The sequence below is a fragment of the Kribbella sp. NPDC002412 genome, from assembly GCF_053592935.1.
The window spans coordinates 136,396-148,346 of record NZ_JBSFBL010000015.1 but is presented as its reverse complement, the minus strand read 5'-3'; the positions used below and the strand labels follow the sequence as shown (position 1 = coordinate 148,346).

Here is an 11,951-nt window from a genome sequence, read left to right as displayed (position 1 = left end):
CCGAGTTCAGGTACTTGTACGAGCACCAGGCGGCGAAGTCCACACCCCAGTCGTGCAACGCCAGCGGCACGTTCCCGGCCGCGTGGGCCAGGTCCCAGCCGACGACCGCGCCGGCCGCGTGACCGGCCTTGGTGATCGCCGGGATGTCCATCAGCTCACCGGTCAGGTAGTTCACCCCGCCGAGCAGCACCAGGGCCACGTCGCCACCCAGTTGCTCGACGACGTCCGCCGTACGCAGGGTGTGCTCACCCGGGCGGGGCCGGAGGCGGATGATCGCGTCCTCGGCGTCGTACCCGTGGAACCGGGCCTGGGAGCGGACGGCGTAGCTGTCGGACGGGAAGGCCGAGTCCTCGATCACGATCCGGTGCCGCGAGTTGGTCGGGCGGTAGAACGAGACCATCAGCAGGTGCAGGTTGACCGTGAGCGAGTTCATCACCACGGTCTCGCTCGGCAGCGCGCCGACCAGGCGGGCCGCCGGACCGGTCAGCAGCTCGTGGTACGGCAGCCACGGCCGGTCCGCGTCCAGGTGTCCCTCGACGCCGAGCGCGGCCCAGGCGTCCAGGTCCTCGAGCAGCTCGGTCCGGGTCGCCTTGGGACGCAGGCCGAGCGAGTTCCCGGCGAAGTAGGCGACCTCGGGGTAGTCGCCGCCCTGGGCCGGAGGCACGTCGAAGAGGTCCCGGTGCCCGGGGTCCGCGGCATCGAGCTTCAGCGCCTCCTCCTCCAGCGCGCTCACGCCCCGGCGACCTCGTCCTTCGCCCGGGCCGGCTCGATCACGTGGCCCTTGCCGAGCACGGTCACGCCGCCCTTGGACACGGTGAAGCCGCGCTCGCGGTCGTAGTCCGGGTCGACGCCGATCTCGACACCGTCCGGGACCACCACGTTCTTGTCCAGGATGACGTTCTTCAGCACGGCGTTCGCGCCGATCCGGCAGTTGTCCATGATCACCGCGCGCTCGATGGACGCGCCGGCGCTGACGACCACGTTGGAGCCCAGCACCGAGTGCTCCACGGTCGCCCCGGTCACCACCGAGCCCTGGCAGACGATCGACTCGCCGACGGTCGCGTCGTCGGTGAACTTCGCGCCCGGCAGCTGCGGGTGCGAGGTGAAGATCGGCCAGTCGGAGTTGTACAGGTTGAACACCGGCTGGATCGAGACCAGGTCCATGTGCGCCTCGTGGTAGGAGTCCAGTGACCCCACGTCCCGCCAGTACGAGCGGTCCCGGTCCAGCGCGCCCGGGACGTCGTTGTCCTTGAAGTCGTAGACCCCGGCCTTGCCCTCGGCAACCAGCATCGGGACGATGTCGCCGCCCATGTCGTGCCGGGACGCCGGGTCGGCCGCGTCCTTGCGCAGCGCCTCCACCAGCACGTCGGCGCTGAACACGTAGTTGCCCATCGACGCGAACGTCTCGTCCGGCGAGTCCGGCAGCCCGGGCGGGTCGGCCGGCTTCTCCAGGAACTCCTCGATGGCGTGCCCGTCCGGCCCGGTCTTGATCACGCCGAACTCGGTCGCCTCCACCCGCGGCACCCGGATCCCGGCCACGGTCACGCCGTTCCCGCGTTCCAGGTGCGCCGCCACCATCTGGGAGGCGTCCATCCGGTACACGTGGTCGGCGCCGAACACCACGATGATGTCGGGCTTGTGGTCGTTGATCAGGTTCATCGACTGGTAGATCGCGTCCGCGCTGCCCTGGTACCACTGCGGGCCGAGCCGCTGCTGGGCCGGGACGCAGGTGACGAAGTTGCCGAGCAGGGTCGACATTCGCCAGGTCAGCGTGACGTGCCGGTCCAGCGAGTGCGACTTGTACTGGGTCAGCACGCACAGGTTGCGGTACCCGGCGTTGACCAGGTTCGACAGCACGAAGTCGATCAGGCGATAACTGCCGCCGAACGGCACCGCGGGTTTGGCCCGGTCGGCCGTCAGCGGCATCAGCCGCTTCCCCTCGCCACCAGCCAGGACGATTCCGAGAACTTTGGGCGCCTTTGCCATGTCCGCACCTTAGGCCATGCGCACCCCTCATGTGCAGTGTGAGCAGGTGCTCGGTGGAGTGCATCGGGGTGCCGGAGAGGCGGCCTCGATGCAGAGCATCGTGGGCGTCTCTCCGGCGCCGCGAGGTGCCCACCGAGTGCCTGATCACACTGTGCAGGAGGGGTGTGCATGGCCTTGGTCCGGGATCACCCGGGGCATAAGGTGCTTGCGAGTGTCGCGACACTGTGTAGATGCCTATGCTCATCGTGCCGACCGTCGCCGTTCACCGCTCGTTCCTCGCCACCTGGGACGAGCTCGGGCCGGACCACGAGCGCTGGATGGGCGCGAAGTCGATCGCGAACGACGACGAGGAGTGGACCCGGGAGCAGGCGGAAGACCCGGCCGAGTTCCACCGGCTGGTCGAGGCGATCAAGGCCGAGGCGGACCCGTCGACCGAGCTCCCGCCCGGCATCGTGCACCAGACCGTGCTCTGGTACGTCGACGGCGTCGAGTTCCTGGGCCGGCTGTCGATCCGGCACTGGCTGACCCCGCCGCTGCTCGAGGTCGCCGGCCACATCGGGTACTGCGTCCGCCCGTCGGCCCGGCGCCAGGGCCACGCGACCCGGATGCTGGTCCAGTCGCTCCCGATCGCCGCCGGCCTCGGCATCGACCCGGCCCTGGTCACCTGCGACACGAACAACCTCGGCTCCCGCCGCGTGATCGAGGCCGCCGGCGGCGAGCTGGAGGACGAGCGACACGGAAAGCTGCGTTTCTGGGTACCGACACGAACGTCGTGATGTCCTAGGGTCGGGCACATGAAGGTGGCGATCCTGACGCGTGAGTTTCCTCCGGACGTGTACGGCGGGGCGGGGGTGCACGTGGACTTCCTGGTCCGCGAGCTGCGCCGCCTGCTCGACGTGGACGTGCACTGCATGGGCGAGCCCCGGCTGGGCGCGACCGCGCACTCCGAGGAGGATGCGCGGATGCCGGACGCGAACGCGGCGCTGCGCATCCTGTCCACGGACCTGACCATGACCGCGGCGGTCGGTGACTCCCAGCTGGTGCACTCCCACACCTGGTACGCCAACATGGCCGGCCACTGGGCCAAGCTCCTGTACGGCGTCCCGCACGTGGTGACCGCGCACTCGCTGGAGCCCCGCCGGCCGTGGAAGGCCGAGCAGCTGGGCGGCGGCTACGCGCTGTCCAGCTGGGCCGAGCGTACGGCGTACGAGGCCGCCGACGCCGTGGTCGCGGTCAGTCGCGGGATGCGGGACGACGTACTGGACTGCTACCCGGGGATCGACCCGGACAAGGTGCACGTCATCTCGAACGGGATCGACGCCGACTTCTACACTCCCGACCCGTCCACCAGCGTGCTGGAGCGGCTCGGGGTCGACCTGAACCGCCCGTACGTGACGTTCGTCGGCCGGATCACCCGGCAGAAGGGCGTCCCGCACCTGCTCCGGGCCGGCCTGCGGCTGGACCCGTCGGTCCAGCTGGTGCTGCTGGCCGGCGCGGCCGACACGGTCGAGCTCAAGGCCGAGACCGACGCGCTGATCGACGACCTGAAGGCGGCCCGGGACGGCGTGTTCGTGGTCTCCGAGATGCTGCCGCGCGAGGACGTCCGGCAGGTGCTCACGCACGCGCTGGCGTTCTGCTGCCCGTCGGTCTACGAACCGCTCGGCATCGTCAACCTGGAGGCGATGGCGTGCGAGACCGCCGTCGTCGCGAGCGCGGTCGGCGGCATCCCCGAGGTCGTCGACGACGGCGTCACCGGCACCCTGGTCCCGTACGACGAGAACGACGTCGACGCCTTCGAACGCGGCCTCGCCGCGGGCATCAACGACCTGATCGACAACCCCGCCAAGGCCTCGGCCATGGGCAAGGCCGGCCGCGACCGCGCCGTCTCCGAGTTCGGCTGGGACGCCGTGGCCGACCGCACCGTCGCGCTCTACAACACGCTCACCCGATGATCAGGCCGTCCCAGGACCAGCGCGGGATCGACAGGTCGGCCGGGACGTCGTCGGCGGACTCGTGGTACTTCGACATCGCCACCGTGGTCGCCCAGGCGAAGTAGTCGTGCAGGACGGCGCGCAGCCGCTCGTCCGCATCCAGTCCGGTGTCGCTCAACGCCTGGTCGAAACAGGCGATCGCCCGCCGGTCCATCTCCTCGTGCGGCCCGTTCCCGCTGTGCAACCGGACGACGTACGTCTCATCCCCGTAGACCTCGCTGTACGTCGGCGGCCCACCCAAAGCCTCACCCCAGTACGCCGCCAACCGCACACTGTGCTCCGGGTGAAACCCATGGCTGAACGCGTGACTGACCACCTCGTCGGCCATCACCCGCTCATGCCAAGCGTGAGCCAACCGCAACATCCCCGCCGCCCCGCCCGAAGCCTCGAACACCGTAGCCATCCCCACCTTTTACACCCCACCCACCCCTGCCCGCCACGTGGCTCAGCGCTGGAGGAACGCCAACCGTTGCTCGAGCGCCGCACCGCAGCGGCAGTCCTTGTCCTCGCACAGGAGAGCCGCCGGGTCGGCCGCGATCAGTCGGGTCGCGCATGCCAGCACGTCCTCGACGGCGATGAGCCGGGCGCGGCAGTTGCCGATGCGTAGCTCGCGTGTGTGGGGTCGCAGCTCGGGCTCGATCTCGTCGAAGCGGTGGCTCTCGCCTGAGACGTTCGGGAGCTCCATCCACGCGCCGGGGCCTGCCTTGGCGTACCGGTAGAACAGCGACCGGCCCAGGCGCTGTTCGGCGAGGTGGATTGTGGTGTTCGAGGTGTGGCCGACGCCGAGCAGCAGGACATGGCCGCCCAGTTCGGCAAGCGCCTCGATCGGTCCGAGCGGCCAATCGAGGCGCTGAGCGTCGATCAGCTCGCGCGCGTGCGTGCCAACCGCGAGAAATGAGAACAGCGGGTGAGTGCCGCGCTCGTGCTGATGGCCCAGGCGCAACGCCTCGGGGATGCGCCCGAGCCAGCCGTCGACCGGCAGGTCCGGCGTGAACGGGACGGCCTTCCCGACCGCGTCGTCGAAGGCCGCCCAGGTCTCCGCGTTGTAGTACGCGTTGTGCGGCCGAACCAGCCCTGGCGGAGCGGGCAACCCGGTCAGCTCCCAACTCCCACCGACCATCATCACGGTCCCGCAGCTGCCGACCAGCGCCCGGCAGACGGCCTCAGCCCCACCGTCAACCCACCCGAACGAGCGCAACGACGCATGCACCAGCACCGACGACGTCGAACCCAGCCCCAACCCAGCGAGGCCCTCAGCGATCCCGGCTTCCGTGACAACCCCAGCGTCGTTCATAGCACCGGCGATAAAACCACCCGCGAGTTCCCAAGTCCACGAAGTTTCGGCCGCCAGCCTGTCGTCGGCGCGTGGGATGGAGGTCAGCTGATGCCGGCGGTGGGGGTGGGGGAGGTCAGCCAGGTGGTGAGGAGGCGGGCGCCGGCCCCGGTGGCGCCGGGGGTGTACTCGAGGCGGTCGGCCGGGGACTCGGCGATCGACGAGAGGTCGAGGTGGGCCCACGGGATGTCGCCGGCAAAGGGCTTCAGGAAGAGGGCGGCCGTGATGGAGCCCGGGCCCTTGGAGCTGTTGACCGAGTCCGCGATCGGAGTGGCGATCAGCTCCTGGTACTCCGGCGCCAGCGGCATCCGCCAGAGCTCCTCCCCCGACACCCGCCCAGCATCGGCCAGGTTGTCGGCCAACGCGTCGTCGGTGGCGAACAAACCGCCGTACAGCATCGACCCAAGGGAGACCTTGATCGCGCCGGTCAGGGTCGCAATGTCAACGATGACGTCGGGCTCGAGCTCCTTGACCGCGTACGCGAGCCCGTCGGCGAGGACCAGACGCCCTTCGGCGTCGGTGTTCTTGACCTCGGTGGTCCGCCCGCCGTAGTGCCGGATCACGTCGTCCGGCCGGTACGCCGTACCCGACGGCATGTTCTCCGCCGCGCAGATCAACCCGGTCACCCGCACCTGAGCGCCGAGCTCACGCAAAGCGGACAGTGTGGCGATCACGGACCCGCCGCCGGTCATATCCCGCTTCATCGACACCATGCCCTCGCGCGGCTTCAGCGACAGACCGCCGGTGTCATACGTGATGCCCTTGCCAACGAGTACGACGTACGGCGTGTCGTCGCCGGCGCCCGCCGGGACATAATCGAGCCGGATGAACCGAGGCGGCCGAGTCGACCCCTTGCCGACCGCGAGAATCCCCCCGAACCCGTCCGCAGCCAACTGCTTCTCGTCCCAAACGGTCACCTCGAGACCGGACTCGGCAGCCAGCTCGGTCGCGCGCGCAGCCAGCCAAGCCGGGTCCTTCTCGTTCGACGGCGTGGTGGCGAACTGCCGCGCCAGCCACCCGGTCCGGCCGATCACGACGCCGCGGTCGAGCTCGACCTGCCGGTCGTCGTCCGAGCCGTCCGTGACCGTCACCCGCGCCACCACCGGCTTCCCCGGATCGACCGTCTTCAGCGTGTACGTGAAGGACCCCAGTACGACGCCCTCCGCAAAAGCCTGCAAACCCGCATCATCGATGCCGTCAGCAACTACCGTGGTCAGGTCGTCCTTGCCGCGGCCGAATCTGGCGATCGCCGCTCCGGCGTGTCGCAGGTCCTTCGCGCTGCCGTCGCCGGCCCCGACCAGCAGGACCTCGGCCACCTCACCGGTCAGCAGCGGGTACGACGCGGTCGCGCCGGCCGTCGGGCTGAAGCCGGTCGCCTGCTGGGCCTCCAGCAACCGGGTGAGGTCCACGCCGAGGCGTTCGCCGGCGTCCTTCGCGGCGGCGGGCAGGCCGCTCTCGCCGACCACGATCACCCAGGTCGAGGCGCCGTGCACCGGCAGTCCGGGCTGCCAGGCCACGACCGGAAGGGTGGGGAACGCGAACTTGCTGCTGCGGCGAGCCACTAGGAGGACCTCACTGTTTGATCAAAAGTTGTCGGAAACGCCCGGCCAACCGTAACGACCCCGGCCGGTGCCACAAAAGGCACCCACCGGGGTCGTTGTAGATATGTCAAGGAGTGCGTGGCACCCCGGGGAGAGCGCTCAGCCGACAACGGCCTTGAGCGCGTTGCCGAGCTCGGTCGCTTCGTCGGCGTTCAGCTCGACGACGAGCCGACCGCCGCCCTCGAGCGGAACCCGCATCACGATCCCCCGCCCCTCCTTGGTGACCTCGAGCGGACCATCGCCCGTCCGCGGCTTCATCGCCGCCATGCGCGCACCCCTTCCCAGTGTCGGTGTTGAGCGACGACACCGCACTGGGTACCGTCTCCGGCGCGTGCGGTGATGCGCCGTCGGCGCGTATCGCAGTGTGTATCAGGACCCATTATTCCCGATCACAGGCCAGAGCCGCGCACCATACGGCAGACTCAGGCACGTGCACGCCCGTTCTGCCCTCTTCGACCTGTACGGCGACCACCTGCGCGCGCGAGGTGGCCGGGCGCCCGTCGCGGCCCTGGTCCGGCTGCTCGCACCGCTCGGTGTCCACCCGCCCGCGGTGCGTACGGCGGTGTCGCGGATGGTCCGCCAGGGCTGGCTGGAGCCGGTCCGGATCGACGGTCAGCCCGGGTACGAGCTGACCGCCCGGGCGCGTCGCCGGCTGGACGACGCGGCCGCCCGGATCTACCGCACCTCGCCGGAGGGAGCCGGTGGCAACGGTCCCGGCGACTGGGACCGGCACTGGCACCTCGGGATCCTGCGGGAGGTGCCGAACGCCCGCCGCCGTGAGCAGCTCGCGAGCCAGCTCGCCTTTCTGGGTTGGGCTCCGCTGTCCGACGGCGCCTGGGTCGGCCTGCGCAACGACGCCGAGGTGGACCAGATTCTCGGCCTGGAGGGGATCGCGGCAGACCGGTTCCGGGCCCCGGTCGACGACGGCGCGGTCGAGTTCGCCCGCCGGGTCTGGCGGCTGGACGAGCTCGGCGCGTCGTACGACGCCTGGCTGATCGAGGCGAAGGCGCTGGTCGAGAGCGCCGGCGACGACACCACCGACGAGCAGGCGTTCGCCGTCCGGTCGGAACTGGTGCACGAGTGGCGCAAGTTCCTGTTCCGGGACCCGGGGTTGCCGGCCGAGCTGCTGCCGGCCGGCTGGGCCGGGACCAAGGCGGCCGCGTTCTTCGATTTCCACGCCGAACGACTGAGCCCCGCGGCCGGGCGTTTCGTCGACGACTGCCTGACGCTTCACTGAGTTTCCGTCACCGATTGTCAAGGAGCTGACCACGATGAGTGACTCCGTCACCTACACCGTGACCGACGGCGTAGCCACCATCACGCTGAACCGGCCGGAGGCGATGAACGCGCTCGACACGCCGACCAAGGTCCTGCTCCGCGACAGCGTGCTGGCGGCCGCCGAGGACGACGCGGTCCGGGTCGTCGTGCTGACCGGGACCGGCCGGGCGTTCTGCGTCGGGCAGGACCTCAAGGAGCACATCGGGCTGCTCGAGGCGAACGACACGGCCGCGCTGTGGAGCACCGTGCCGGACCACTTCGCGCCGATCGCGCTGGCGCTGGCCGAGATGCCGAAGCCGGTGATCGCGGCGGTGAACGGAGTCGCGGCCGGCGCCGGCGCGTCGATGGCGTTCGCGTGCGACTTCCGGATCGTGTCGGACGCGGCCGGGTTCAACCTCGCCTTCACCGGGATCGCGCTGTCCTGCGACACCGGGATCTCGTGGACGCTCCCCCGGCTGATCGGGCAGGCGAAGGCGCTCGAGCTGCTCTACTTCCCGCGGACGGTGCGCGCCGACGAGGCGTTGACGCTCGGCCTGGCGACGAGCGTCGTACCGGCGGCCGAGTTCGAGGAGGCGGTCGGCGAGCTCGCGGCGAAGCTCGCGGCCGGGCCGACGGTCGCGTACGGCGCGGTGCGGCAGTCAGTCGGATACTCGGCGACCCACACGCTGGCCGAGGCGCTGGTGTTCGAGGCCGGGAAGATGGAGCTCACCGGCGACACCGAGGACCACCGCAACGCGGTCGCCGCCTTCGTCACCAAGCAGAAGCCCACGTTCAACGGCCGATAGGTTCCTCGCCCGCGGTCATGCCGGACGCGCCGTGGTCGAGTCGCGACAGCTACTACGTCGACTCGGCGTACACCGGCGCCGACCCGGGCCGACCCACCCCTCGAGCGCCCGTGAGTTCGGTGCCTTCGGCAAGGGCACGGATCCGTTCTCGGAGACGGCGTACCTGCGGCTAACTACCCGGCCCGCGTTCAAGTCGTTCGCCGCGAAGGGCCTGCGGTCGCACCTGTTCATCGCGGTCGGCGACGACAAGTGGAAGAACCCGAAGCCGGCCGACTACACCCACATGCCGCAGGCAACGTTTACCAGGCGGTCGCGGTCGAGGGGTCGCTGGACGGGGCGCCGTACGCGGGTGGCAAGGATGTCGCGCTGACCAAGTACGCGCCGGACGGGCCGCGGGAGTGGACGCGCTCGCCCGGGACGAGCGGGACGGAACGCGCGTACGGGGTGGCCGTCTCGGGTGCTTGGGTTGTGGTGACCGGGTACACGACCGGGAATCAACGGTGGTTGAAGCAGTTCGGCGTACCGGGCGTGGCGGATCGGAGCTACACGGCGGCCGTCGACGGCGCTGGGGATGTGTACGTCGCCGGCTTCACCGACGGTGCGCTGGAGACGAGTGTCGGCAGGTTCGACGGCGTACTCGCGAAGTACTCATCGGACCGTCGGACGTGGGTGCGTCAGTTCGGTACGGCGGACGACGCGGCGGATCCGTTTGCTGAAGCCAACGTCTACTGGACGACCACGCAGACCGGTGCGCAGGTGTCGGGGCTGACGAACACCGATGTGTTTCGCACTGCCTTCAGCTCGGCCGGCGAGAACACTGCGCCGTAACGTTGGTGGGCCCCCCGACCGCGTTCCGGCCGGGCGAGTCACGGCCGGACAACCACCTGACAGCCGGGGAGCCCGGTGAATACCTCATCACGTTCAGCACCCGGAACACAACTCGTTCAGCCGTTTGTGTTCCCTTATTTTCAACATTTCTCGGTGCACTTTGCAGATGCACGAGCTAGCTGCACGTGCACCGAGTCAACGTGAACATTCCGGTTAGCGGGCTATGCCGCTCAGGGCCTGATTGGTCAGCGCGCGATGCAGGTCGACAAGTGGTCGTTGACGATGCCTGTCGCCTGCATCAGCGCGTAAGCGGTGGTGGGACCAACGAACACGAAACCCTTTTTCTTCAGGGCTTTCGACATCGCGACCGACTCCGGCGTGGTGGCAGGCACGTCGCCCAACGTCTTCGGCGCCTTGTGCTCGGCCGGCCGGAACGACCACAGCAGCTCGGTGAACTCCCCGTCGTCCAGCTCCAGCAACGCGCGCGCGTTCGAGATGGTCGCGTTGATCTTCAGCCGGTTGCGGACGATGCCGGTGTCCGCCATCAAGCGTTCGAAGTCGTCGGCGCCGTACTTCGCGATCACCGCCGGGTCGAAGTGCGCGAACGCGGCACGGAAGTTCTCCCGCTTCCGCAGGATCGTGATCCACGACAGCCCCGACTGGAACCCCTCCAGCGTCATCCGCTCGAACAGCCCGACGTCGTCGCGGATCTCCTTGCCCCACTCGTTGTCGTGGTACTCGACGTACTCCGGCGCCGACGTCGCCCACCCGCACCGCGGCTGCCCGTCCGGCCCGATCACCGTCACCCCGCCACCTCCCGCACCAGCCGCCGCAACGACACCCGCATCATCCCCTCGAACACCGGCCGCACCACCGGCCACACCACAACCCCCACCTTCCCCAACGGCGGCACAACATCCTCCGCCCAGGTAAAAACACTCCGGCTCCCCAACTCCGCCCCATCGCGCGTGGGCGTGCCAGCTACACGGTCAGCCGATGCCTCCGCGTCGCCCTCCCCAGCCGTGCCAGCCACGCGGTCAGCCGACGCCTCCGCGCTGCCACCCCCAGCCGCGCCAGCCACGCGGTCAGCCGATGCCTCCGCGTTGGCGTCCGCGGCCGTGCCAGCTAAGCGGTCGGCCGATGCTGAGTCCCTGCCGTCCGCAAGCGTGCCAGCCGCAGGGTCGTCCGATGCGGGCCTGATCGCGAAGGTCCCGGTGCCGCGCACGACCGTGCCGAGATGCTTCACCGTGCACTCCCGCGGCGGATCCCAGTGTGTGATGACCATGTCGTCAGTGAACCCCAAGCCACCGACAGAAGTCCGCGCCGCCACCCCACCCCCGACCCCGACCCCACCGTTCTCCGTCCCCCAAACCCGAGTCAGCACCATCCACCGCGACTGCCGCTCCCAGTCGACAACCACGTCCCAAGCCGCCTCCACCCCCAGCGGCAAAACCACCGACGCCTCCGCATGACAACTCCGCGCACCCTTCATCCCCCGACCCTCCCAGCAATCCCCCCAACATTCACCCCACCCCGCCACCCACTCACCCCGCCAACCCCCACCACACCCACCCTGCTCAGCCACCAACCAGCCACCCACCGAGACCCACCAACCACCACTGGCCGCCGGGCAGTCCGCCGCCCAGCGCAGGAGACGGACTGCTCGCCCCAGCGGTGAGTGGCTAGTAGGCGGCCGAGCTGTTGGGTGTGCCGCGTCCCAGTGGTGCGGATATCCGGAGCAGGCGGACGGGCAGACATGCGCAGGGCTAGATGCTCGTCGACGGCCGAGTTGACACGGCGACTCAGCGAGTCAGCGCGGTGGGCGTTCAGTGCCTCAGGTGGGTCCCCAGCGCCTCAGGTGGGTGCCCAGGGCCTGAGGGAGGAGGTTCGCCTTGCTGACGCGTGGCGCAGCCCGCCTGCTGAGCGCCCAGCGCCCACCCTCCCGAGGTGCTGCGCAGTGTCACCTGGGGCGCTGATAGGCGGCCTGCTCCGGGGCCAGCTCGTGCCGCAGCTCTGGATATGCACCCTGCTGAGGACCGAGTTGTCCACTCTGTTCGGCCGCCGGTTGAGCACCCTGCTGAGAACCAGGACGTCCACCTTGCTCAGGCGCTCTTGCTCAGGCGCTGCGTAGCCCACCACCCTGCTTAGG

Annotated in this window: 13 protein-coding genes; 5 read left to right on the top strand and 8 right to left on the bottom strand. The window is 69.7% G+C overall.

Going from position 1 to position 11,951, the window contains the following annotated elements; all coding sequences use genetic code 11:
- Window positions 1-733: aminotransferase class V-fold PLP-dependent enzyme (locus ACWCOV_RS15300; RefSeq protein ID WP_449829859.1), on the bottom strand; the 733-nt coding region annotated here is incomplete at its 3' end.
- The gene (gene glgC / locus ACWCOV_RS15295; protein WP_449829858.1) at window positions 730-1,986 is read right to left on the bottom strand and encodes a glucose-1-phosphate adenylyltransferase; all 1,257 of its coding nucleotides are present in this window, start codon (window positions 1,984-1,986) and stop codon (window positions 730-732) included. The genes ACWCOV_RS15300 and glgC, both read right to left, overlap by 4 nt.
- Before the next feature lie 230 nt (window positions 1,987-2,216).
- Here glgC and ACWCOV_RS15290 point away from each other — a divergent pair, with 230 nt between their 5' ends.
- Window positions 2,217-2,762, top strand: a complete 546-nt coding sequence (locus tag ACWCOV_RS15290; RefSeq protein WP_449829857.1) for a GNAT family N-acetyltransferase — start codon at window positions 2,217-2,219, stop codon at window positions 2,760-2,762.
- A gap of 18 nt (window positions 2,763-2,780) precedes the next feature.
- A complete protein-coding gene (gene glgA, locus ACWCOV_RS15285) occupies window positions 2,781-3,938 on the top strand; it encodes a glycogen synthase (RefSeq protein WP_449829856.1) in 1,158 nt (385 codons plus the stop codon).
- Here glgA and ACWCOV_RS15280 read toward each other — a convergent pair.
- From ACWCOV_RS15280 to ACWCOV_RS15265, 4 genes are all read right to left on the bottom strand, one after another.
- Window positions 3,928-4,380, bottom strand: a complete 453-nt coding sequence (locus ACWCOV_RS15280) for a group II truncated hemoglobin (RefSeq protein ID WP_449829855.1) — start codon at window positions 4,378-4,380, stop codon at window positions 3,928-3,930. The two genes, glgA and ACWCOV_RS15280, sit on opposite strands and share 11 nt — an antisense overlap.
- Before the next feature lie 42 nt (window positions 4,381-4,422).
- Window positions 4,423-5,271, bottom strand: coding sequence for an AAC(3) family N-acetyltransferase (locus tag ACWCOV_RS15275; protein WP_449829854.1), 849 nt, complete (start codon window positions 5,269-5,271; stop codon window positions 4,423-4,425).
- A gap of 83 nt (window positions 5,272-5,354) precedes the next feature.
- The gene (locus tag ACWCOV_RS15270; protein WP_449829853.1) at window positions 5,355-6,872 is read right to left on the bottom strand and encodes a leucyl aminopeptidase family protein; all 1,518 of its coding nucleotides are present in this window, start codon (window positions 6,870-6,872) and stop codon (window positions 5,355-5,357) included.
- Window positions 6,873-7,010: 138 nt separating this feature from the next.
- Window positions 7,011-7,178, bottom strand: coding sequence for a DUF3117 domain-containing protein (locus tag ACWCOV_RS15265; RefSeq protein ID WP_012923066.1), 168 nt, complete (start codon window positions 7,176-7,178; stop codon window positions 7,011-7,013).
- 163 nt (window positions 7,179-7,341) lie between these two features.
- Here ACWCOV_RS15265 and ACWCOV_RS15260 point away from each other — a divergent pair, with 163 nt between their 5' ends.
- From ACWCOV_RS15260 to ACWCOV_RS15250, 3 genes are all read left to right on the top strand, one after another.
- Complete coding sequence (locus ACWCOV_RS15260) at window positions 7,342-8,148, top strand: PaaX family transcriptional regulator (RefSeq protein WP_449829852.1); 807 nt, start codon at window positions 7,342-7,344, stop codon at window positions 8,146-8,148.
- 34 nt (window positions 8,149-8,182) lie between these two features.
- A complete protein-coding gene (locus tag ACWCOV_RS15255) occupies window positions 8,183-8,974 on the top strand; it encodes an enoyl-CoA hydratase/isomerase family protein (RefSeq protein WP_449829851.1) in 792 nt (263 codons plus the stop codon).
- A 249-nt stretch (window positions 8,975-9,223) separates the two neighbouring features.
- Window positions 9,224-9,802: a hypothetical protein gene (locus tag ACWCOV_RS15250; protein WP_449829850.1), complete on the top strand. Its 579-nt coding sequence runs from the start codon at window positions 9,224-9,226 to the stop codon at window positions 9,800-9,802.
- A 245-nt stretch (window positions 9,803-10,047) separates the two neighbouring features.
- On the opposite strand, the gene ACWCOV_RS15245 is transcribed toward ACWCOV_RS15250, so the two are convergent.
- Window positions 10,048-10,608: a DNA-3-methyladenine glycosylase I gene (locus tag ACWCOV_RS15245; RefSeq protein WP_449829849.1), complete on the bottom strand. Its 561-nt coding sequence runs from the start codon at window positions 10,606-10,608 to the stop codon at window positions 10,048-10,050.
- The gene (locus tag ACWCOV_RS15240; protein WP_449829848.1) at window positions 10,605-11,258 is read right to left on the bottom strand and encodes a hypothetical protein; all 654 of its coding nucleotides are present in this window, start codon (window positions 11,256-11,258) and stop codon (window positions 10,605-10,607) included. Before ACWCOV_RS15240 ends, ACWCOV_RS15245 begins: the two co-directional genes overlap by 4 nt.
- Between the last annotated feature and the right edge of the window lie 693 nt (window positions 11,259-11,951).